The sequence below is a fragment of the Cytobacillus firmus DS1 genome (assembly GCF_000565285.1).
GTDB lineage: Bacteria > Bacillota > Bacilli > Bacillales > Cytobacillaceae > Cytobacillus > Cytobacillus firmus_A.
Genome location: NZ_APVL01000011.1, coordinates 26765 through 48714 on the forward strand (window position 1 = coordinate 26765; position 21950 = coordinate 48714).

Annotated in this window: 21 protein-coding genes and 1 pseudogene; 3 read left to right on the forward strand and 19 right to left on the reverse strand. The window is 42.6% G+C overall.

Translation table 11 applies throughout. From position 1 onward, the window contains the following. Positions 1 to 13: 13 nt before the first annotated feature. The 14 genes from PBF_RS15090 to PBF_RS15155 form a co-directional block, all read right to left on the reverse strand. The gene (locus PBF_RS15090) at positions 14 to 1057 is read right to left on the reverse strand and encodes a fatty acid desaturase (RefSeq protein ID WP_035330768.1); all 1044 of its coding nucleotides are present in this window, start codon (positions 1055 to 1057) and stop codon (positions 14 to 16) included. Between the two features lie 298 nt (positions 1058 to 1355). Beyond that, on the reverse strand, positions 1356 to 1943 hold the full coding sequence (locus tag PBF_RS15095; protein ID WP_035330769.1) for a hypothetical protein: 588 nt from the start codon (positions 1941 to 1943) through the stop codon (positions 1356 to 1358). Between the two features lie 23 nt (positions 1944 to 1966). Next, positions 1967 to 3328: a DEAD/DEAH box helicase gene (locus PBF_RS15100; protein ID WP_035330770.1), complete on the reverse strand. Its 1362-nt coding sequence runs from the start codon at positions 3326 to 3328 to the stop codon at positions 1967 to 1969. Between the two features lie 136 nt (positions 3329 to 3464). Beyond that, on the reverse strand, positions 3465 to 3923 hold the full coding sequence (locus PBF_RS15105) for a hydrogenase maturation protease (protein WP_035330771.1): 459 nt from the start codon (positions 3921 to 3923) through the stop codon (positions 3465 to 3467). 2 nt (positions 3924 to 3925) lie between these two features. Continuing rightward, positions 3926 to 5335 (reverse strand): nickel-dependent hydrogenase large subunit, encoded by a 1410-nt coding sequence (locus PBF_RS15110; RefSeq protein ID WP_035330772.1) that lies wholly within the window; start codon positions 5333 to 5335, stop codon positions 3926 to 3928. Next, positions 5328 to 6233 (reverse strand): hydrogenase small subunit, encoded by a 906-nt coding sequence (locus tag PBF_RS15115; protein ID WP_035330773.1) that lies wholly within the window; start codon positions 6231 to 6233, stop codon positions 5328 to 5330. Before PBF_RS15115 ends, PBF_RS15110 begins: the two co-directional genes overlap by 8 nt. Then, on the reverse strand, positions 6233 to 6742 hold the full coding sequence (locus PBF_RS15120; RefSeq protein ID WP_035330774.1) for a cytochrome b5 domain-containing protein: 510 nt from the start codon (positions 6740 to 6742) through the stop codon (positions 6233 to 6235). Before PBF_RS15120 ends, PBF_RS15115 begins: the two co-directional genes overlap by 1 nt. Before the next feature lie 55 nt (positions 6743 to 6797). Beyond that, positions 6798 to 7808 (reverse strand): hydrogenase expression/formation protein HypE, encoded by a 1011-nt coding sequence (hypE, locus tag PBF_RS15125; RefSeq protein WP_035330775.1) that lies wholly within the window; start codon positions 7806 to 7808, stop codon positions 6798 to 6800. A 2-nt stretch (positions 7809 to 7810) separates the two neighbouring features. Further along, positions 7811 to 8917, reverse strand: coding sequence for a hydrogenase formation protein HypD (hypD, locus tag PBF_RS15130; RefSeq protein ID WP_035330776.1), 1107 nt, complete (start codon positions 8915 to 8917; stop codon positions 7811 to 7813). Then, the gene (locus PBF_RS15135; protein ID WP_035330777.1) at positions 8892 to 9125 is read right to left on the reverse strand and encodes a HypC/HybG/HupF family hydrogenase formation chaperone; all 234 of its coding nucleotides are present in this window, start codon (positions 9123 to 9125) and stop codon (positions 8892 to 8894) included. The genes hypD and PBF_RS15135 overlap by 26 nt, the downstream gene beginning before the upstream one ends. A 12-nt stretch (positions 9126 to 9137) precedes the next feature. Next, on the reverse strand, positions 9138 to 11426 hold the full coding sequence (gene hypF, locus PBF_RS15140; RefSeq protein ID WP_035330778.1) for a carbamoyltransferase HypF: 2289 nt from the start codon (positions 11424 to 11426) through the stop codon (positions 9138 to 9140). Beyond that, on the reverse strand, positions 11404 to 12069 hold the full coding sequence (gene hypB, locus PBF_RS15145) for a hydrogenase nickel incorporation protein HypB (protein WP_035330779.1): 666 nt from the start codon (positions 12067 to 12069) through the stop codon (positions 11404 to 11406). The genes hypF and hypB overlap by 23 nt, the downstream gene beginning before the upstream one ends. Then, a complete protein-coding gene (locus PBF_RS15150; protein ID WP_035330780.1) occupies positions 12047 to 12424 on the reverse strand; it encodes a hydrogenase maturation nickel metallochaperone HypA in 378 nt (125 codons plus the stop codon). Before PBF_RS15150 ends, hypB begins: the two co-directional genes overlap by 23 nt. Before the next feature lie 141 nt (positions 12425 to 12565). Continuing rightward, entirely contained in the window at positions 12566 to 13009 is a 444-nt protein-coding gene (locus PBF_RS15155) for a YndM family protein (protein WP_035330781.1), read from the reverse strand. Between the two features lie 251 nt (positions 13010 to 13260). Between PBF_RS15155 and PBF_RS15160 the strand changes: the two genes are divergently transcribed. Then, a complete protein-coding gene (locus tag PBF_RS15160; RefSeq protein WP_235192269.1) occupies positions 13261 to 13743 on the forward strand; it encodes a ribonuclease H-like YkuK family protein in 483 nt (160 codons plus the stop codon). A 39-nt stretch (positions 13744 to 13782) separates the two neighbouring features. On the opposite strand, the gene PBF_RS15165 is transcribed toward PBF_RS15160, so the two are convergent. Together PBF_RS15165 and PBF_RS15170 are read right to left on the reverse strand one after the other, a co-directional pair. After that, positions 13783 to 14244 carry a CoxG family protein gene (locus PBF_RS15165; protein ID WP_035330783.1) on the reverse strand — a complete coding sequence of 154 codons (462 nt, stop codon included), beginning with the start codon at positions 14242 to 14244 and terminating at the stop codon, positions 13783 to 13785. Between the two features lie 87 nt (positions 14245 to 14331). Then, positions 14332 to 15324: an LLM class flavin-dependent oxidoreductase gene (locus tag PBF_RS15170; RefSeq protein WP_035330784.1), complete on the reverse strand. Its 993-nt coding sequence runs from the start codon at positions 15322 to 15324 to the stop codon at positions 14332 to 14334. 202 nt (positions 15325 to 15526) lie between these two features. Between PBF_RS15170 and PBF_RS15175 the strand changes: the two genes are divergently transcribed. Next, entirely contained in the window at positions 15527 to 16660 is a 1134-nt protein-coding gene (locus PBF_RS15175; RefSeq protein WP_035330785.1) for a zinc-dependent alcohol dehydrogenase, read from the forward strand. Positions 16661 to 16846: 186 nt separating this feature from the next. Here PBF_RS15175 and PBF_RS26815 read toward each other — a convergent pair. Beyond that, positions 16847 to 16957, reverse strand: a pseudogene (locus PBF_RS26815) (deoxyribonuclease IV); the annotation flags it as partial. Between the two features lie 4 nt (positions 16958 to 16961). After that, positions 16962 to 19538: a DEAD/DEAH box helicase gene (locus tag PBF_RS15185; RefSeq protein WP_035330787.1), complete on the reverse strand. Its 2577-nt coding sequence runs from the start codon at positions 19536 to 19538 to the stop codon at positions 16962 to 16964. 207 nt (positions 19539 to 19745) lie between these two features. Between PBF_RS15185 and PBF_RS15190 the strand changes: the two genes are divergently transcribed. Continuing rightward, a complete protein-coding gene (locus tag PBF_RS15190; RefSeq protein ID WP_035330788.1) occupies positions 19746 to 20279 on the forward strand; it encodes a YceI family protein in 534 nt (177 codons plus the stop codon). Between the two features lie 55 nt (positions 20280 to 20334). Here the strand turns inward: PBF_RS15190 and dacB are convergent, their stop codons facing one another. Beyond that, a complete protein-coding gene (dacB, locus tag PBF_RS15195) occupies positions 20335 to 21819 on the reverse strand; it encodes a D-alanyl-D-alanine carboxypeptidase/D-alanyl-D-alanine endopeptidase (protein WP_035330789.1) in 1485 nt (494 codons plus the stop codon). Between the last annotated feature and the right edge of the window lie 131 nt (positions 21820 to 21950).

Consider the following 21950-nt stretch of genomic DNA (forward strand, 5'->3'; position numbering starts at 1 on the left):
TTATGCATTCAGTTTACGGCTTCACAGATGCCGTTTTAGTTCTGCTCTGTTTTTTGCTGACGGCAGACTGCTTTGCTGCTCCATACCCTGTGAAGTCCTGGACTTCTTCATCCCATAAACGGAATTTGAGTGACTTCAGGCTGGTAGAAAGAGTAATCGTCGGCACGTTCTGAAGTTCAGCTGTATTATAATGAGCGCTTTCAAGGTTGTAGTTAGGAACGCGCGGGCTTAAGTGATGAATATGATGAAACCCGATGTTCCCTGTAAGCCACTGAAGCACTTTCGGAAGCTTGTAAAAGGAGCTTCCTTCTACCGCAGCTTTTACATACTCCCACTTATCATCCTCTTCAAAATACGAGTCTTCAAATGTATGCTGTACATAGAAAAGCCAAATCCCGGCTGCTCCTGAAATCATAAAGATCGGCCCCTGCACCATCAGGAACGCTTCCCACCCGATAGTCCAGCACATGAATGCATACAAACCGGCGATGGCCGCATTTATAAGATACGTATTGATGCGTTCATTCTTTCTTGCACCTTTTCTGTTAAAACGGTTTTTTAACAAAAATACATAAATAGGGCCTAAACCTAACATAACGAACGGATTGCGGTAGATGCGGTATGCTGCGCGAGTCGACCATGAAGCATCCTGGTATTCTTTCACTGTCAGTGTCCAGATATCTCCTGTACCGCGCTTGTCCAGATTCCCGCTGGTTGCATGGTGAACATTGTGGTCATGCTGCCATTGGTGATAAGGAAAGACGGTCAGGATCCCTGTGATGGTGCCAATGATCTTGTTTGCTTTGCGGTTTTTGAAAAAGGAATGGTGGCAGCAATCATGGAAAATAATGAAGATCCTGACAAGAAAGCCTGCTGCAGCGACAGATATGCCAAGCGTCAGCAAGTAAGAAATGCTCAGGCTCTTATAAGCAAGGAACCACAGCAGGAAAAAAGGTCCCAGCGTATTGACCAGCTGCATAATGCTTTTGGTTAAATCTGATTTTTCATAAGGTGCCATTTGTTTTTTTAAGTTAAGTTGTTTTTGTTTAGAAGTCATTTGTTAATTCCCTTCATCATGACGTTAATTTAATAATAAAGGGTTTGCAAACTGCTTTGAAGACATAGGTGTCATGTCCAAACCATGACATTTATCATGGTTTGGACAAAAAATTAAGAGTTCGTCCTAATATCTGGCTATAAATATCTATCGCAGTCTAACGGGCAGTAAGCCCCCACTTCAAACCTCAGAGGAATCAAGGGAGGATAAGTGGGGGCTTACTGCCCGTAAAGGCCCGATTGGTTCAACTAACAATCAGTGGGGGACTAGGAAAACCCCCACTGATTGAAGTTTCACTTTATTTATAGCGGGTTTCTTCCACTTCTGCTACAAGGTTAAAAAGGAATTCGTATACTAACTGATATGCATCTTGTATAGATAGTTCCTCTTTAAAACCTTCAAGGTCGTTCAATGAAAAATTAAAATCCCAAAGCCCATCCTGCTGGCTGAACATCAGGCTGTATTTTGGTGTGTTTGTAAGAGTATTTTCATTTATAAATGCTTTTATAACTGATTCTGCTTTTTTTGGCAGCTTCAGCCCCAGCATTACTTCATAGTTGCCAAAAACATCATCTGTTTCAAAAGAAACAGCATCCGCTCCGATCAGGTCAAACCACTTTGACTCCAGATACATAAATTCATTTTTATGATTTTTGAAGTAGTCTATTGGCTGATTTAAGAAGCCGGCAGGTTCCTGTCCGAGAACTTCCTCTGTTTCCTTATCTCCTCTTTCAATATAAGCATCATTAAAGCGGTCTTCCGGATTCTTAATTTCTGCTGTATAATCATCAGTCAAGAACCCGTGCTTTTGGGCATATTCCTTTTCTTGTTTATAAAGTTCAGCGGGCTGTTCCTTCAGGTGCTTTTCTATTCGTTCTTTTAACAAATTGCTTTCCTCCTCAACTATCTTTACCTTCCCCGTCTTTTTGATGAGTTTCTTGAAGCGGTGGGGGCAGGCTTCTTTTTCCCTTGTGTTTTCGTACGGCCTGACCGGGGTGAACTGCTTTTGCCTTTTCTGCCTTTTTCATGGGAAAACCTGTCTTCTTTTGATTTTTGCTGGCTTCCTTTTCTGCTGTCATTTTTCTTTCCAGCGGAGGTTTGGCGTTTGGAATCCGGCCTCTTTTTTTCAGATGCTGCTTTAGGCTTGATATCGTCTTTGCTGTTGCCAAGGTTTTGCTTAGGTATATTAATTTTCAGTCCTTTTTCAATTGCTTCAAGGAGCGGCTTGTCTGCAGACGAATAAAACGTGATGGCCAGTCCTTTCATGCCCGCCCGGCCGGTTCTCCCGATGCGGTGCACATAGCTTTCAGGATCGAGTGGGATATCATAATTAAAGACATGTGTGACACCTTCGACATCAAGCCCTCTAGCAGCTACATCCGTCGCAACTAATAGCTGTATCTCCGCGTCCCTGAATCTCTTCATTACTTGTTCACGTTTCGATTGTGATAAATCCCCATGAAGCTGATCGCATTCGAAACCGTTCGATTTCAGCACTTCATATAATTTGGTTACTCTCCGTTTTGTACGGCAGAAGATCACGGCCAAAAATGGTCTATGGGTTTGGATCAGCTCTATCAGCGTACCCTGCTTGGCGCGGTCGACGGTATGTATCGCTATTTGTTTAACTGAATGGGCTGGCCCCTGTGTTTTTTCAATTTGAATATACTGCGGCTCTTTCATGTGTTTGTTTGCCAGTTTTCTGATTTCTGCCGGCATCGTTGCAGAAAAAAGCATAGTCTGCCTTTTGGCAGGCGTTTCTATAATGATTCTCTCAACCTCATCAAGAAAGCCTATATGCAGCATTTGGTCGGCTTCATCCAATACTAAAAAATCCACTTGTGATAAATCAATGGTATTTCGTCTGATATGGTCGAGCAGCCGGCCAGGTGTCCCCACTACAATCTGGACATTCTTTTTCAGCTTTTTGAGCTGCTTGTCTACATCCTGCCCTCCATATACAGCTAGGACATCTATATCAATGTCTTTTGTAAGCTTCAGTACTTCATCTGTTATCTGTAATGCCAGTTCCCTTGTCGGCGTTACAATCAGAGCCTGGATCTGAACGGCATCCGGGTCCATTTTCTCCAGAATAGGCAAAATAAATGCCAATGTTTTTCCGGTTCCTGTCTGTGCCTGGGCAATGACATCTTTTCCTGCCATAACAGCTGGAATCGCCTGCGCCTGAACAGGTGTTGGTTTAGCGATGCCCTGCTGCAGCAGAATATCAGATAGCTTTTCCGATATGCCAAGTCTTAAAAATTCCTGCAAATAAAACCCTACTTTCTTTTCCTGGTCTTTATTCCATATGTCCTTATTTATATTGTGTGTTTAGCGGCAAAATAGCAAGCATTCTTATTGCAGATAAACGCAAAAAAAGGTGAGCATTCAGTTCAGACCCTGAAAACTAACCTCTATTTGATAAAATTTCATCAATTGTTTTTTTTATTTTGCTTACGATTTCGGGCCATTTTCTTTCAAGTTCCCTGCTTAATCCTATTTGAAAGGAAATATCAAAAGGTTCAACCCCGATCAGGCAGCCTTTCAATTTGTCTCTTTGTTCATATAGTGCCTGAAATAGGTGCATATTATGCGGCGATAAGCCGAGAAATCTATGAAAGTCTGTCTTTTCTAAAGAATAAACCCCAATGTCACCGGGGTTACCCCCTGATAATATGGCATCAAGGATTATGATAAACTCTGCTCCTTCGAGCTTAGAGAGACTGTAATCTATATCCGATTCTCCTATGATGTATTCGCAATCCAAGATTTTTTCTGTTTTCATTAGCTCTTCAGCAATATAGATACCAACCCCATCGTCCTTCATCAGGCGATTGCCTATTCCTAAAATAAAGGTCTTTTTCATTATTATAGCACCTGAATGGTTTTGACTTCTTTCCCGGGTGTATGTACATGTGTCGCGCATGACATGCAAGGATCAAAAGACCGAAGGATCCGTCCAATTTCAGCCGGATTTTCCGGATCATGAATGGGGGTTCCCATTAATGCCTGCTCTGCGGTTCCCATATATCCATTCTCATCCCGTGTGGAAAAGTCCCAGGTTGATGGTGTTATGATTTGGTAGAAATCAATTTTTTTATCTTTTATTTTAATCCAATGGCCCAAAGCGCCGCGGGTAGTGTCGACTAACCCTTTACCCGAAACTTCTTCTTCAGGCAATTCATACTTCTTTTGGACATTGGTATTTGGGATCAGCAAATTCAGCAAAGTTTTCATAATGCCGGCTATCTTTTTTGCTTCCAGTGCCCTGGCAATGGTTCTGTCCATAGCGGAAATTCCGTTTGTATATTCTCCACTCAGTACCAGCCTTGCTAAAGGGCCTACCTCAAATGGGAGCCCTGCGTATCTGGGAGCCTTTACCCATGAATAGGCTCTGTCTTTATCACGATCAGGTTCCGGTATCAGTTCATCAGGAGAATAAGTGCCTTTTGGTGATTGGAACCAGGCATAATCTATCTTTTCCTGTATATTTTGTTCTTCAAATGGCTGGATTCCATCATCGGTAAAAACAAGTGGATCAACGTACAGGGTACCGATATCTTTATAATGATTAAATGCGCCGTAAGTCAATAGATTCCCATAGCCGCCGCCTAATCTATAATACTCAGGATAATATTTTGCAAGCTCAAAAACATCAGGAATCATTTTCTCATCAACAAACTTTGCTATTTTCTGAAGGATGGAATCCAAATGGACGACTTTTTCTGCTGTAGCCTGTGTAGTTATACCGCCAATAAACACACCGTGGTTATGTGGAGCTTTTCCTCCGAGAACGGCAAGCATTTGGTGGGCAAGCCTGCTTAATTCAAGTGATTCGAAGTAATGCTGGGAGATGGCTTTATTGACTTTTTGAGGCAGTCTAAAATCATTATGGTCCGTCTGCAGCAGTGTGTTTCCTTCGATCCTTACGAAATCAGGAACCGTGTATTGATAAAAATGGCGGATATGGTTCTGCAAGAACTCACAGCAATGAATAATATCCCGAAGATATTTCCCTTGCTCACTTGGTTCAATGTTCAGTGCATCCTCCAAAGCTATCGAAGATGCCATTGAATGGGCTGCCGAACAAATACCGCAAATGCGCTGGGTAAAATAAACAGCATCAAAGGGGCTTCTGCCGGCAAGCATTTGTTCAAAGCCCCTGAATAAGTTTCCTTTTGTTTTAACATCCACCACCTTATTCTGGTCCACGATCACTTCAATTTCCATAAATCCGCTTATCCTTGTCAATGGATTAATGACGATCCGCTTACTCATCCTTCACCACCCTTGTCGTATCATAACTGATAAAAGGAGCCATCGCATCAGGAAAGCCAAACTGGGCACATCCAATGCAAGGGGTATCATCCCCTATCGGCCAATTCACATGTCCATTCCATTGCCTTGTCGGACAATCAGTCCTGGTAACAGGACCGCGGCAGCCAAGCTTAAATAAACAGGTTTTATCTCCGAGCTTTTCAGCAAAAATGCCCCGGTCGAAGAAAGGGCGTCTTGGGCATCTGTCATGAATAAGGGTGCTGTAAAACATTAATGGCCGCCCAAGATTATCGGTATCCGGATCCCCGTATAAAAGAATGTGGGCTAAGGTTCCTAAAAACCAGTCCGGATGAACAGGGCAGCCTGGCAGTTTAATCATATTTTTGTCAGGCAGAACATCCTGCAATCCTACAGACTGGGAAGGATTTGGCCTGGCTGCTGATACACCCCCATGCGTGGCACATGCCCCGACAGCAAGAATATGGGATGCTTTCTCCCCGAGCATTTTGGCTGCTTCCAAACCGGTAAGCGGTTTTCCCTTCCAGGTGCCAATGATGTTATATAATCCTTTGTCTCTTAAGGCCACAGCACCTTCCACCGCCAGGATATAATCTTCATCCAATGCGTTCATAAGCCGTTCAATGGCCTTCTCCCCTTCTGCAGCCATTAAGCTGTTGCTGTATACGAGATTGACCATCGACCCTATCATATATTCAAAGTCCGGATTTGCCCCGTTCAGCAAGGAGATGATATTGCCGGAGCATCCATTCAGCTCCAGATATACAAGGTTTTTCTTTTTGACTGATCCGTTTGCAAGTCCGTTTCTGGCACCAGTTGTTAACCTGGCTGCAATGGCTTCATTGGTCAACGGCTCCGGCGGCAAAATATAATTTTCCACTATACCAACCTCCCGACGACTGGCAAAGTTGCTAATATCGATTGCTGTCCTGCGTGGCAGGAGGCGAACTCCTGTGTATAATCCCTTCCTGATACCAAACCAAAATGGGTGGCAGCTGCCCACGCTCTATTATTGGTTACATCATAAACGACGCCGCCCACGGCCACATAAGCAGGCCGGCCATTTTTGCCATCGTAATTCGCTAAATCCTGAATTGTAAAGGTTTGATTTGGAACAGCCACTGCCGGATTTGCTGAAGTTGGTGATATCGGCTGGCCCACTGGCATCGTGTTCAAGGGTTGCCTATCATTGGCAGCTGAAATTGATGAGGCTGCATGGGCTGCCAATAAATCATTTAGAAATTGAATGCTTGTCAATGCGTCCCAAATTCTCTGAAGTTTTACCTGTTTGGCAGTGGGGTCTGAAGTGGCAGAAATTGAATAAATATCATGCCTTGCCTGATTTATAAGGCTATTCACCTGCTGCTGAAGCATCCTGATGTTTTGCATCGCATTCTCTCCTTAGGCTTTCATACCCTATCCTATGCAGGAAACGGAGAAAACTTTAACAGATCCTGGGCAGCATCAATCCGGCAAGGCGCTGCAGGCTGCGTGTTGTTCCTAAAGGTGTCTTTAAATAAAGCTTCCCGGCGCTATTAGTTGTGCCGGTTACCTGTCCTATGACAGCTGCGTTCTCGCCTAAAGGATGGCTCCTTAATACTTGAAGTGCCTGCTCTTCCATTTTTGAATCCACCAGTAAAATCATTTTTCCCTCATTCGCCAGATAAAGGGGATCGTAGCCTAGAATATCGCAAGCACCATGAATATCATTCCGAATGGGAATCGATCCTTCATTAATTTCGCAATTAAAATGGAAGTCTTCGCAAAGTTCTACAAGTGCTGTCGCAAGTCCCCCTCTTGTCGGATCCTTCAATATGCGAATTCCATCTATCGTGTGGATCAGACTCTGAATAAGTCCATTGAGAGAAGCGCAATCACTGACTGTGTCCGAAAGTAAGCCAAGCTCTTCCCTGGCACTTAGAATTGCAATTCCATGGTCTCCGATTGTTCCGCTTAAGATAATAGAGTCACCTTTCTGAATGTGTTTTGGCTGAAGTTTGTGCCCGCTCTCCACTGTTCCAATGCCGGAAGTATTGATGAATAACTGATCTGCACTGCCTTTTTCGACCACCTTTGTGTCTCCTGCAATGATCCTGATACCTGCTTTTCCTGCTTCGTCAGCCATGCTATGAACAATTTCCTTTAAATCTTTAAGGGGCAGACCTTCTTCTATAATGAACCCTGCTGTCATAAATTTGGGAACGGCACCGCTGACAGCCAGGTCATTAACAGTCCCGGCAACAGCAAGCTTGCCAATATTCCCTCCCGGAAAGAAAATCGGTTTTACAACATAGCTGTCAGTAGTCAATGCAATTGTTTCGGGCTTACATTGAAATATGGCTGAATCGTGCTTTGTATGCTCCCCATGGCCGAATGCTTTTTCAAAAACATCCTTAATCAGTCTATATGTCAGCTCCCCGCCCTCCCCATGGGCAAGATTAATCCGCTGCAGCATGATTACTCCTCCTTCATATAGTGGTAATGGGCAGCACATGTGCCTTCTGCTGAAACCATGCAGGGACCAATTGGATTAGCTGGTGTGCAGGCTTTGCTGAAAAGTGGACATTCTTCAGGAGCAGTCAGTCCCCGAATGACTTCACCGCATCTGCATTTCGTCTTTCGCGGAGAATCTATAGTAATCTTAAATTTCCTTTTGGCATCAAAGTTCTGGTACTTTTCTTTAAGTACCAGGCCGCTATTTGGGATGGTTCCTATTCCGCGCCAGTCTTCATCCCCCGGCTGTAAATATTTCTTCATCAGGCTTTTGGCAGCTGCATTGCCTGATGAAGAAACTGCATAAGGATAATCATTAATGATTTCCGCTGTATTTTCTAAACAAAGCTGAAGCAATTTATAAATACTGCTTAAAAGCTGGACCGGCTCAAACCCTGAAATGACTCCAGGCATCTTATATTCTTCTGTTAAAAAAGAGTAACTCTCTTTTCCCAGCACAACGGATACATGGCCGGGGAGCAAAAAACCGTCCAGCTGAATTTCACCTGCGTCAAGGAGCGCCCGTAAAACCGGTTCGACCAATTTTGTCGTCATCCAAATGCTGAAATTGGTTAACCCTCTCTGTTCGGCTTCCTTGATGGCTGCTGCCAGCAATGGAATTGTAGTTTCAAAGCCAATGCCTAAAAATATAATCTCTTTGTCAGGATTCTTTTCAGCGATTCGGAGGCTGTCCAATGGGGAATAGACTACACGAATATCCTTTCCCTCTGTTTTCGCTTCAAGCAATGAATGCTTGGATCCCGGCACGCGCATCATATCCCCAAATGTACAAAGAATGCTGCCTCGTTCCTTTGATAAGCTGATCATGCTGTCTATCGTTCTTTGGTCTGTTACACAAACAGGACAGCCCGGCCCCGCTATTAATTGAACGTACTCATTTAATCTCGTTTTTACACCTGTTTTGGCAAGGGCCATTGTATGTGAGCCGCACACCTCCATAAAAACAGGTTTTCGGCCGTTCAGCTGAATATATTGTTTAGCTAATTGGATGACTGCTTCTGCTGACCGCTGGCTTAAAACCGGATCAGAAAAGGGTGCCATGCTGTCCATCAATTATGTTCCTCCATTCTTCAATGCTTTCACGGGCATATTCCTCATTGATGATAGTCATGGCCTGTCCTGCATGAAGCAGCACATAATCATTGATTTTCACCTCAGGAACAAAAAGGATGCCCACATAAATCTTAGATCCCATAACATCCACGAGAGCACGGTTTTCTTCCAGTCTTATAACTTTTGAGGGAACACCTACACACATGAAATCACCCCTTTATATCTTTTTAGCTTTTGTTTGTCTGGCTGCAATCATTAATTGCCCTAATGATAATCCGCCATCATGGCAAGGAACTTTCTTATGTGTATAAACAGTAAAACCGTTCTCCTCAAGCTTTCTTGAAAGTTCCCGGGCAAGAAATAAATTTTGAAACGATCCTCCTGAAAAGACAATCCTCCGGTTAAGTTCTGGTCTTTCATCCGCTTTACATAAAATTAACGCTGCCGATGCAGATGCAACTGTCTGATGAAATCTTTGAATAATAACAGCAGGTGGAACGGCCACCAAATGTTCCTGGATGATTTGATAAATCATTTGGGAGAAATCGAGCTTGTATGGTTCCCCACTGTCTTTTATTAGCTTAAAGGGATAAGGTTTGTAAAACTCTGGCCGGGATTTATACATATAATCTGATAGTTTCATCGCTGCTTCTCCCTCGTAAGTGGATGTTTGGCAGATTCCCAATATGGCACTGACTGCATCAAATAGCCTCCCGCACGTTCCGGCAAGGGGTGTATGGATCTTCTTATTCACCATGTGTTCAATAATGCTGATTTCTCCGGCTTTTTCGGGAAACAGTTTCAGAGCAAGCTCCTTTCCATGACCAGGCCAGAATTGAAGAATCATTCCAGCAGCATTCCTCCAGGGCTCCTTTACTGCCTTCTCTCCTCCAGGCAGCGGTGTATAACTAAGATGGCCCAGCCGCTCAAAGGAATCGGCACAGCCATACAATAATTCAAACCCCCAAATATGGCCGTCATCCCCATAGCCTGTGCCGTCGAGAATCAGGCCAAAGCACGGTTCATATAAATCATTGTCTGCCATGCATGACACATGATGGGCATGATGATGCTGGACTTGGATCACAGGTCCCTTGAAATGACTTGCATACGTGTTTACGGAATACGAAGGATGTGAGTCAGCGGCAATCATTTTTTCCTCAAACCCCAGCCAGCTGTTATAATGCTTCACCTGATTCTCATAATGATGAAGCATCTCTTCATTATCCAGATCCCCAATATGCGGGCCCATATAAATGCTTTGGCCCTTCCCTGCAGCAAAGGCATTCTTCTGATTTCCCCCTAAAGCCAGGATTTGATCTAACGGATAGGCGGTTTTAAAAACCTCCGGTATAAAACCTCTGGAACGTCTGAGAAAAATAACTTCTCCAGCCTGACTGACTTGTATGACAGAGTCATCGATAGGGTGGAGAATGGGACGATTATGGGTAAGAACATAGTCACTTAGAGTGCCTGGGTCCTTTTTGAAATATAACGGCAATCCAGACGGATTAGAGCTTGTCAGTACGATGCATTCCAGCTTGCTGTTCTCAAAAAGCAGATGATGCAGCGGCGAATACGGAAGCATGATTCCAATGGTCGATAACCCCGGGGAAAGAAGCTCAGGAAGATCGGAGCTCTCTTTTTTCCTTAAAACAACGATTGGCATTTCAGGGCTTTTTAGCATCTCAGCTTCTTTCTCTGAGACATGGCAATACTTCCGGGCCGTTTCAAGTGATTTTGCCATAATAGCCAAAGGACGCTGCGGTCTGTTTTTCCGGATTCTTAGTTCATTAATGGCCTTTTCATTGTGTGCATCGCAGGCAAGATGATATCCTCCTATCCCTTTAATGCTTACAATCTTTCCTTCCGATAAAAGAGCCGAGGCCGCTTGAATAGCTTTCTGCTTTCTTTTCACCGGCTTCTTATTCGAATCATAAAGGATTAGTTCAGGTCCGCATTCAGGGCAGCATACCGGCTGTGCATGATGGCGGCGATCTGTTGGATTTTCATATTCTTCCCTGCAGGAAATACACATGTGAAATTTGTCCATAGCGGTGTGTGGCCTGTCATACGGAAGCTCCCGAATGATGGAATACCGCGGACCGCATTGAGTGCAATTTGTAAAAGGATATTGAAACCGCCTGTTACTCTCTTGACGCATGTCGCGCACGCAGTCATTGCAGATTCCCGCATCTGCTGGAATTAATGGTTCAGCATGACCGCTTCGCTTGCTTGGAACAATCTTGAAATCGTTAAAATACGATGGCACACTTTCATCTACAGTCATTTCAATAATTTTTGCCAGTTGAGGTGGGCTGTTTTGAATGTGATCAATTATGCTGGCAATGGAGTCACTTGCGCCTTCTGCCTGTATAATAACGCCATCTAAATTATTTTGAACTGTTCCCTGAATGTTGTATTTTCTTGAAAGGCCATATATAAAGGGACGGAACCCGACACCCTGTACTCTTCCGGTTACTTTAATTCTGACTGAACGCAGCATGGGTGTGTGCTTTCTTTAACCAGTTTATCCAATCCTCCATACCCTCTGCCGTCTGGGAAGACAGCGCAAGAAAAGCAGCATCCGGGTTAATAGTGCGTAAATCCCTCTGTGCTTCCTCTAAATCAAATTGTACGTATGGAAGCAAATCCGTTTTATTTATTATTGTTAAATCGGTACGGCGAAACATCAAGGGGTATTTGGGGATTTTGTCATTGCCTTCGGGTACACTGAGAATGACAGCCTTGTAGTCTTGTCCCAAATCATAGCCTGAGGGGCAGACCAGATTGCCGATGTTCTCAATAAAAAGGATATCAATTTCTTCAAGCTGGAATTCAGGCAATGTTTTGGCTATCATTTTTGCGTCAAGATGGCAGCCGCCAACTGTGTTAATTTGTATTGTTTTTACACCTAAAGCCCGAAGCCTGTCTGCATCCCGCTCAGTTGCCAGATCCCCCTCTATGACTGCGATTTTAAATTCCTTTGCCAGCGCTTTTACAGTTTTCTCAAGCAGGGTGGTCTTCCCTGCACCTGGTGCACTCATAATATTGATGACAAGTGTTTGATTTTGCTTAAACAAAGTTCTATTAAAATTGGCTGCAATATTGTTATCTTTCAGAACATCATCGTCCATTTTTATCTTCAAAACACTCACTTCCTTCGTAAGACTCAATTTGAAAAGATTCGCCCGAGATTATTTCAGTATTTAATTGTTGGCAATGTGGACAAAGGGCTATCCGGTAATCCGGGTCAAATTCTTTTCTGCACTCTTTGCACCTGGCTTTTGCTTCCTCCCTGATAATAGCCAGTTCGGTTTTTTCACTAATCAGGCTGCACTCCTGTTTTTGAAAGTAACAAAATGCAAGTTCTAATGCATCGGGCAGGACATTGGAAAGTTCCCCGACAATGATAGAGATTCGGTCAACCTTCATAAAGCCTCTCTCGAAGGCATCTTCCTCCACCAGGCGAAGAACTTCAGCCATCAGAGACATTTCGTGCATATGTAACCTCCTTTAAACAAATTGACTATTTAGTAATGGATATTCTAAATTTTTCGGGAAAAGACCGTTTGGTGACATACAAAATAAAAAGCCCATTTCAGACCAAAAGGCCTTCATAGGGCTTCTAACTCTAAATATTAATCATTCCCAATCCTTTGTCGGCTCTCTTTCTTCCGCCATTTCCATCCCATATGCCAGCCGCGGATTCAGGGCAGTTTGGCTGCTCTCTTTCTCTTGGCTGCTTTCCCTTTTGTTTACAAGGAATCTATGGACAAATACCTCGGATAGAGTGATAATCCCTGCCGCAATGACACTTCCCCAAGCGATTTGCAGGTAACTGTTAAGCAGCACACTTCCAAACACCCAAACAGATGCATAAACTAAGAAAAAGTCAGCAATGAGGGCATTCCGGTTTCCCAGCCGCGGAAGGATGATGCGGTCTCCGAGAAAATAGGACATGGCTGTTACCAGAATACTGAAAGAAATAATATCAGCGAAGGTAGCATCAAAGAATAAATCGAGCGCTATGGCAAAAGCAATCATGGCTGATGCTAATTTAAGTATTAAGATAAGTGTTTTGTTCATAAGAAAACCTCCTCTTTTACCTTAGCTTTTATCATTATGGAGATTCCCATTCATTATCTGTTCCTCAGCAGCAAAAGCAATTTTTTCAAAAAAATAAACAACTTGTTCAGTGTCCCTCAATATAATGGCAGTAATAAGGATTACATTTTAAGTTAAAGGTTGTGGAAGAGTGATACTCCGAGACAAAATACTTAATGTGGTGATAATAGGTGAATGCTGAATATAAATTTCAAAACCTTCAGGAGAGGAATATGACTTTTGAGCAGGTATTCAACCGTATCTTACTTTTTATAAAGCGAAATCCTGATGGGAACTTCAGGCTGATGATTGGAACAGATTCACAGGTGCATTGCAATCGCACTGTGTTTATAACCGGGATTGTGATTCAAAATGAGCGAAAAGGCGCCTGGGCATGTATTCGAAAAACTGTTATACCAAGGAAAATGCTGCATCTTCATGAGAGAATTTCCTATGAAACCTCACTGACTGAAGAAGTGGTCTCTTTGTTTACAGAGGATTACAAAGACAAAATGTTTGAAATCGTTCTGCCATTCCTATACAAAGGCGGATCATTTTCAATGGAAGGGCATATGGACATCGGATCAGGCAAAAGAAATAGAACCAGGGAATTTGTGAAAGAAATGGTTACCAGGATCGAATCAATCGGCCTCGAGCCAAAAATAAAGCCGGAAGCATTCGTGGCCTCCAGCTACGCTAATCGATATACGAAATAAAAGAACTCAGAGTAAATGAGTTCTTTTCATTGGGGCAAATTATACGCCTGCATGCTCCCTGTATTCCTGTTCAGCCTTTAATGCCACAGCTTCTGTCAGTTCTGCAGTAATTTCAGGAAGAGCTGTATTAAGCAAGGAATTGGCTACTTTAGCCATCATTCCCTCTGCTGAAATCTCAAGTGATCCTGTCATGATATTTTTCTTATTCCTTCCTTTCTCCGCAAGAAAGTACCCATGTCCTGTAAACTTCTCATTAAGTCCTGTTAAATGAAACGTAACCTTTGTTGGCTCCTGCCAGCTCGTTATATCCACTTTTAATTCAATTTTTTTCTTAATAATCCCCATATCGCTTTTGAAGCTCCAGGTTGATTCTTTGTCACTCAGTACCTCATGTGCAATATATCCGGGCACTAATGGTGCCCAATTCCCAATATCGCTTACAAAGCTCCATATTGCCCCTATCGGAATGTTTACTTCTGCCTGATGTGTGCAGCTTGCCATTTTTACCGCCCCTTTTAAGAAATTCATAAGTTGGTTTCCATGAATATGTATTCAAATGAACAGGGCGAGATTCATTAATTTTAATTTTTACTTGATCAATTCTTTGGAGATCAGCTCATATGAACGCAAACGGTCCTCATATTGATGAACAAGGGTAACAATCATGATCTCATCTGCTTGGTACCGGTGCTTCATGTCCATCAGCTGCTCGGCAACTTCTTTAGGGCTTCCTATAATATCGCGGTTTCTATTGTTAAATGGCTCTACATCCAGCCTGCGAAAATAGTTCTTTGCTTCTTCAATTGAAGGAATCCCCTCATTGCCCTCATTGTTTTCTGCTTTTATCTTCCAAAGCATACTGCTGAGTGCCAGCTCTTCAGCTTTCTGTGTTGTCTCAGCACATATTGCTGAGATTGTCAAAATAACTTTTGGTTTCTGTAAAGTTCCCCGTGCAATGAAACTCTTCCTATATTGTTTTATGATGTCTTCCCCATCTTTTTCACTCATAAATTGGCCAAATGCATAAGCAGTTCCAGATTCAGCAGCCATTAAAGCACTTTTCCTGCTTGTCCCCAATAACCAGGGTTCCGGGCTGATTTCAGGCAAAGGAGAAGCTGATATTTTTGCAAACATGTGATCCTCAGAAAAGTCATTATTTAAAAATTGAAGAAGCTCCATCACCATTTCAGGCATTTTGCGGACACCTTCCAAGAAATTATCTGAGAGTGCCATGGACGCTTCTGCTGATCCACCTGGTGCTCTTCCGATTCCCAGGTCCACTCTTCCAGGAAACAAGGTAGCAAGCATATTGAACAATTCCGCAATTTTGTATGGCTTATAATATGGCAGCAATATGGCACCTGCACCAATCCGTATTCTTTTTGTTTTTGCACCGATATAACTCAACATGATTTCAGGAGCAGAACTGGCAAAGCCGGATAAATGATGATGTTCAGCAATCCAATATCTTGTGAAGCCCAGCTTCTCTGCTGATTGTGCGAGCTGAACAGAAGCTTCCAGTGCTTCTTTGGGTGAATATCCCGATGAAATGGGTGCCTGATCTAAAATGCTTATTTTCAAGGTGTATCCCCTCTTTCAAAACTTAATTCTTCCGCCATTTAAAATGTAAAGCGAATAATATAATGCAGATGAGCGAAACTTATATTATTGCCTCTTAGTTTATAATGAATCTTGATCTTTAAAAAGTATATCAAATCAAATGTTCTTTTTCGTTTAAATGATATTTTTACTGCTAAAAATCTAATTTAGTGGAGTGTTGAATATGAAGGCGGTAACCTATCAGGGGCCTAATCGTGTAGCGGTTACAAATGTGGATGATCCCAAGCTTGAAAAGAAAGATGATATTATCGTTAAAATTACCTCCACAGCGATCTGCGGTTCCGACTTGCACTTATACCAGGGAAATATGCCTCTTCCAGAGGGGTATATTATTGGTCATGAGCCAATGGGCATTGTGGAAGAAACAGGTCCAGATGTAACAAAAGTAAAAAAAGGGGATAGAGTTGTCATTCCTTTCAATGTATCCTGTGGCCAGTGCGTTTATTGCCAGCAGGATCAAACCAGCCAATGTGATAATTCCAATCCGCATTATGATTCAGGGGGATACTTTGGATACACAGAAAAATTCGGAAATCACCCTGGCGGACAGGCCGAATACTTAAAAGTCCCTTTTGGCAATTATACGCCGTTTCTGGTTCCGGAATCCTGTGAATTGGAAGATGAGTCACTATTATTTTTGTCGGATGTACTTCCGACCGCTTATTGGAGTGTTGTGAACGCAGGTGTTAAAAAGGGAGATACGGTTATTGTCCTTGGCTGTGGCCCCGTTGGATTAATGGCGCAGAAATTTGCATGGATGGAAGGCGCAGAGCGTGTTATTGCAGTTGATTACCTGGATTATCGGATCAATCATGCAAAAGCAGCAAACAAAGTGGAAGTCTGTGAGTTCACGAAATATCCAGATATGGGAGAGCATCTAAAGGAAATTACTCATGGAGGCGCTGACGTTGTCATCGATTGTGTAGGGATGGACGGAAAAAAGTCGCCCCTTGAGTTTATTGAGCAAAAATTAAAACTGCAAGGCGGCACCCTGGGACCCATTCAGATTGCGACAAAGGCAGTAAGAAAAACAGGAACAGTCCAGGTAACCGGAGTCTATGGAGCAAACTATAATATGTTCCCTCTAGGTGCCTTCTTCTCCAGAAACATTACACTTAAGATGGGGCAGGCACCTGTCATCCCATTTATGCCAATGCTCTATGAGAAAATTGTTAGAAAAGAATTTGAGCCGAAAGACATTATTACCCATAAGATTAAACTGGAAGAGGCAAGCCATGGCTATAAAATTTTCAATGGACATGAAGACGATTGCATCAAGGTAGTTTTAAAGCCTTAATGGACATGAGTAAAGCCTGCTGTTTAACAGCAGGCTTTTTCGTTTATTGCAGCATTCCATCTATGATTAAGAAGTTCAATTTCTTCTGATGTCATTATTTGATATCCTGCAGGCGGATTCTTGCTGCTGATTGGGTTTCCGAAATGGACAACCACTCCTGCCGATCCGCACACACTGACAATTTCAACTCAAGCTTCTTGGATTCTTTGGAAAGTACTGAAAGGCAGATGCGTTCCTGGCCTTTGCAGCCCCTGAATAGCCTTCTCTTATGCTTATATGAAGCCGAATAACATCCATTCATTTACCTTCTATAATAATTATATCTCCTCCTGGATCGTGAAGAATGACATTCATCACAGATTTGATATTCGTGTTCCCAAGGCAGTTTTTTGCCGCATTTTCTGCACTTTCTTGAGAGCTCTTTAATATCGGTCTTTAATCTTTCGTGAACATGGTCACTGATTTCTTCTCTTAATCGTTCCCAGTATAACGCTTCGGTTCTCTGTTCAAGACGATACAGGAACAGGAGATGAAGGCCGATTGCTTTATAGGTCAGCTCCAGCTCTTCCAAATTCCGGTTCTTGATTCGGGGTTCCGGCAGCTCCTCCCCGTAAATAATGGCATACATCGTTTCTTCCCATTGGCGTACAAGATCATTTTCTTTTTTGGAGAAAGGAAGGTGGAGAAAGCCATACAGGTCCATTAGGCCGAGCTTGGCTTCAATTTCTGTGCCCCGTATCCTTTCATAAAGATCTCTCTCCTCTGTTAATGCTGCTTTTTTGGTTCCTCTTGGGCTCTCAAATTTATCCCAAAGTTCAAAGAATGACCCGAGATCGCGGTAATACCTTTGAAACCTTTCAAATACTGTATTGGTTGGGGCTATGGCAAAGCTGTGTACCGGTGCATCTTCCATTTCAAGCAGGGCTTTCATTCTTTTGATATCTTTTGTAAAAGCAACCTTCCCAATATTGTAAAGTCCTTTTCGCCCTGCTCTCCCGGCGATTTGCTTCACTTCTTGAGAAGTAAGGGTCCTTCTTTTCATCCCGTCAAATTTATCATTTTCCAAAAACACAATTCTTCGGATAGGCAGGTTAAGTCCCATCCCAATGGCATCAGTGGAAACAATGACTGAAGTTTCACCATTTATAAAACGCTGGACTTGTTTTTTTCTGGTTTCTGGAGGCATAGCTCCATATATCATGCTTACTGAGAGCCCTTCCTGCTGAAGTCTTGAGGCCGTTTCAAGCACTCTCTTTCTTGAAAAACAGATTAGTGCATCGCCTTTTCGGACATGACTGAATTTAAATTCCTTTGCTTCCACTTCAAGAGGAATATCCCGGCTGTATTCATTCAGTTCAATATCTGCGTCGCCAAGGAGCTGCAGCATCATGCTTTTAGCACTGCGGCTTCCAATAATATGGACTTCATTGGCATTTGCCTTGGTAATGGCTTTATACCAGGAAAAGCCTCTGTCTTTATCCGTAATCATCTGAGATTCATCGATCACAATGACGTCGTAAAAATCCTTTTCATAGAACATTTCTACCGTGCTGGAAAGATGCTGTGAACCGGCAACTGTCTTCTCTTCTTCACCGGTTTTTAAAGAACATGGTACACCATCGCGGTTCAATTTATCATATACTTCAAGTGCCAAAAGCCTCAAAGGCGCCAGATACAGACCGCTGTTTGCTGATTTCATACCTTCAAGGGCATGATGGGTTTTCCCGGTATTGGTTTCTCCGATATGAAGTACATATTTCCTGGCCCGTTCCACTGAAGGACTGTATTCCTGCCCGAAAATAAATTCGAGCATACGTTCTTCTTCCTCTTTCTTCCGCTGCTGCTCAGCCAGTTCTTCTGCTATTTTTCTTTCCCTGTCTTCAATGTCCTTCTCCAGTTGTTTTTGATGGACTTCAGGATCAAATGGGATATCCGCAAGCTTGACCAAATCTTCAACATATTCCTCCTGAATGGTCTCGAAAAAGCTATCATTAAGATTTTGAAGAGTATGGGCAATCAGCTTCTTTACAGACTTTCCGGTCAGCGGTTTATCATATGCATCTTCATATTCCTCGAATAGATGCTGCGGAAGGTTCTGCAGGATGAGTGCTTGCAGAGTATCGGAAAGAAATCCAGAAATATGGTTTTTATAAACATAGTAATAAGTTTCATATTCGAAATAGCCCTTGCCCCAATAAATTGCTTTATGGATATTTCCTGTCAGTTCCTCAAAGAAATCTCCCATTAAATTATAATCATCGGCGTGGAATTCTCCTGTTTCCTCAAGCTTTTCTTCAAGAGCGAAGGTATCCAGCTTTTGATACCTTGTCTTATTTTTTAAATCCGAAACCACCTGCTTTGAAGCCATATGTCTGACATGAAGATAAAGAAGGCTATAATCTCTTTCAATAATTTCATTTATTATCTTTTCGATTTCTTCGCGGATTGTATACTTTTTACGCTGGAGCTGCTCCTCTTCTGCTTTCTGAAGATAATTTGCCCTTGCCTTCTCATAGCGATTAGCCCAAGCATCATTATTGCTTTCAAATAGGTCATTGAGCCAGTCCAAACTGTTAAAGGGCTGATAATCCCTCATCTCAGTCCGGAACAGGTGATTGATTATTTTCCTGTCAACATTTTCAGTATCGTACCCCTTCTCACTTAAATACTTCTTTTTTTCCTGCTTGGATATTTTGGCGGTGATTTTATTCAGCCACACATTTACCCAGATTTGATCGATATAATGAAATCTCTCAGAAATATATTCCTTATAGGAGGGCATCGATTCCTGGCTGCCCAGATAACGGTCGGCATCCTCCAGGATTTTTATTTTTGTATGCTCTTCAGCATTATTGTATATCTGTTCAAGCTGATTCATGATCCGTTCCCCTTTAAACATCGCCCATACGCGATGTAATCATTATGACTTATGTTATGTATGATGTTGAAAATTTAAGTAATCTTCATTTTACCATCTTTTCAAAAAATATCATTGACATAAAACTTAAACCGGCATATAATTTGTTTATAATTAAAATATCTTGAATTCAAGACAAATGAATTCGAACTATTGGAGGAGAAAAAAATGGCTAAAACTAAATGGGCAGTGGATCCAGCACACAGCAGTGTGGATTTTTCTATCAAGCATATGATGATCGCGAACGTGAAAGGCAGCTTTAATAGCTTTGATGCCGAAATTACAGCAGATCCTGCAGATTTAACAACAGCTGATATTACATTCAATGTTGCACTTTCAAGTGTGGATACACGAAATGAAGATCGTGATAATCACCTGCGTTCCGCAGACTTCTTTGATGTTGAAAACCATCCGAAAATGACATTTACTTCAACAGGCATTGTAAGCAAGGATGGCGATGAATATGATGTAACAGGCGACCTTACGATTCATGGAGTAACAAAAACAGAAACCTTTACTGTCACATATGAAGGATCAGGCAAAGATCCATGGGGCAATGAAAAAGTCGGCTTTACTGCTGCCGGGGCTATCAAACGAAGCGATTATGGCTTAACCTGGAATTCAGCACTTGAAACTGGCGGAGTCCTTGTGGGCGATAAAGTAAAAATCGACCTTCAAATACAGGCAGCAAAAGCAGAATAACGCGGAAAAAGGCAGGTATACCGTCGAAGCGGTATCCTGCCCTTTTTCTTTTCCGTTATTGATCGGCTAGCAGCGTGGCAATTCGATCTTCAATGACTTTACCTTCACCGCCATCGGTTAAGTTGTTCAATACAATTGAAAAGATGAGCTCTTCCCCGCTGGCTGTCTTTACATAACCTGATAACGAACTGACTGTCGAAATTGAACCTGTTTTTGCTTTGACGTTCCCGGCTGCATTGGAGTTTTTCATGCGATTTCTAAGAGTTCCTCCCACCATCCGGTCTGTATCCCCGGCAATTGGCAAGGAGTTCAAATAAGAGGAGAACCAATCTTCGTCCTGGATTCCAAAAAGCAGTTTGGAGATCTCATTGGCCGGAATTAAGTTTACATGTGAAATCCCGGAACCGTCCCGAAGAACGAGAGTTTCCTCATTCATTCCAAAAGCTTTTACCTGTTCTACTAATACTTCCAGACCTTTTTCCCAGCTGCCTTCCCCTTTGACAACCTTGCCCATTTCCTTGATTAATGTTTCTGCATGGCCATTATTGCTTAATTTCATAAATGGAATAAGCAGCTCTTTAATAGGCATGGATTTATGCTCAGCAAACAGCTTTGCTCCTTCAGGGGCAGTGCCTGCTTTTGTCTTCCCTTTCAATGTAATGCCTTGTTCAGCGAGAGAACGCTTTAATAAATCCAATGCATAGCCAGTCGGCTCCCATACAGCGATCCATTCCCTTGAACGGCTTCCTTCAACTGGAATTTCTCCTTCTATTGTAACGGTGTTCGTGCCGTGATCCCTTTCAATATGGATAACCTTCTTTTCACCTTTAGCAACGGTTTTGGCATTATTAACGATTTTTATGTAGTCTGTTTCCGGCACCATTTTTACAACCGGTACCTGCCCGGCTTTTTCCGCGGGATATACTTCTACGATGACTGTGCCCGCATCATAATCCTCATTCGGGGACGCAGTAAGTGCTGAGACTTGTCCGCCATAATACCAGGATTCGTCGCTCCATGACAGATCAGTTGAATAGCGCACATCATCATACCAGGTGTCATCACCGATCAGGCTGCCATGAATCACCTTGATGCCTGCTTCCTTCACTTTAGCGGCAAATGCATCAAAATCTTCCTTTAACAGAGTTGGGTCTCCTTTCCCTTTTAAGATCAAGTCACCCTGCAATGTCTTTCCCTTTATTGAGCCTGTGTGAAGAAGTTCTGTGGTGAACTGATAATTTTCACCCAGTGTTTCAAGAGCGGCAGCTGCCGTAAGGAGCTTCATATTAGATGCCGGCCTTAAACGTACATCCCCAATATGGTCATATACAAGCTCGCCTGTTTCTGCATTGCGTATACTGACTCCTGCAAGTCCTCCCTTTAGGATAGGATCATTATTAAGCATTTGGTTCAGCTGCTGAACTAGTTCGCTTCCTTCTTCTGTTGCCTGGACATGAGGAGATTCGGGCTGGGCAAAAGGAACAAGTGCCAGCATAAATATCAGCATTAAACTGATATACATTTTTACACTCTTTTTCATATGTAATAAGCCACCTTCCAATTTGTTTCATTACCATTTCTTCTTAGAAAGGTGAGTTCCCTTTATTTCCATAATGAGGAAAAAGAATCAATTTTTAATTTACGTAACTATTTTATTCTCCACTTAAAAAG

What these genes read in the sequence shown, in the direction of transcription:
- PBF_RS15090 (WP_035330768.1), bottom strand. Translation starts at nt 1,057, where the DNA reads ATGACTTCTAAACAAAAACAACTTAACTTAAAAAAACAAATGGCACCT.
- PBF_RS15105 (WP_035330771.1), bottom strand. Translation starts at nt 3,923, where the DNA reads ATGAAAAAGACCTTTATTTTAGGAATAGGCAATCGCCTGATGAAGGAC.
- PBF_RS15110 (WP_035330772.1), bottom strand. Translation starts at nt 5,335, where the DNA reads ATGAGTAAGCGGATCGTCATTAATCCATTGACAAGGATAAGCGGATTT.
- PBF_RS15120 (WP_035330774.1), bottom strand. Translation starts at nt 6,742, where the DNA reads ATGCAAAACATCAGGATGCTTCAGCAGCAGGTGAATAGCCTTATAAAT.
- hypE (WP_035330775.1), bottom strand. Translation starts at nt 7,808, where the DNA reads ATGCTGCAGCGGATTAATCTTGCCCATGGGGAGGGCGGGGAGCTGACA.
- hypD (WP_035330776.1), bottom strand. Translation starts at nt 8,917, where the DNA reads ATGGACAGCATGGCACCCTTTTCTGATCCGGTTTTAAGCCAGCGGTCA.
- PBF_RS15135 (WP_035330777.1), bottom strand. Translation starts at nt 9,125, where the DNA reads ATGTGTGTAGGTGTTCCCTCAAAAGTTATAAGACTGGAAGAAAACCGT.
- hypF (WP_035330778.1), bottom strand. Translation starts at nt 11,426, where the DNA reads ATGCTGCGTTCAGTCAGAATTAAAGTAACCGGAAGAGTACAGGGTGTC.
- PBF_RS15150 (WP_035330780.1), bottom strand. Translation starts at nt 12,424, where the DNA reads ATGCACGAAATGTCTCTGATGGCTGAAGTTCTTCGCCTGGTGGAGGAA.
- PBF_RS15155 (WP_035330781.1), bottom strand. Translation starts at nt 13,009, where the DNA reads ATGAACAAAACACTTATCTTAATACTTAAATTAGCATCAGCCATGATT.
- PBF_RS15160 (WP_235192269.1), top strand. Translation starts at nt 13,261, where the DNA reads ATGACTTTTGAGCAGGTATTCAACCGTATCTTACTTTTTATAAAGCGA.
- PBF_RS15165 (WP_035330783.1), bottom strand. Translation starts at nt 14,244, where the DNA reads ATGGCAAGCTGCACACATCAGGCAGAAGTAAACATTCCGATAGGGGCA.
- PBF_RS15175 (WP_035330785.1), top strand. Translation starts at nt 15,527, where the DNA reads ATGAAGGCGGTAACCTATCAGGGGCCTAATCGTGTAGCGGTTACAAAT.
- PBF_RS15185 (WP_035330787.1), bottom strand. Translation starts at nt 19,538, where the DNA reads ATGAATCAGCTTGAACAGATATACAATAATGCTGAAGAGCATACAAAA.
- PBF_RS15190 (WP_035330788.1), top strand. Translation starts at nt 19,746, where the DNA reads ATGGCTAAAACTAAATGGGCAGTGGATCCAGCACACAGCAGTGTGGAT.
- dacB (WP_035330789.1), bottom strand. Translation starts at nt 21,819, where the DNA reads ATGAAAAAGAGTGTAAAAATGTATATCAGTTTAATGCTGATATTTATG.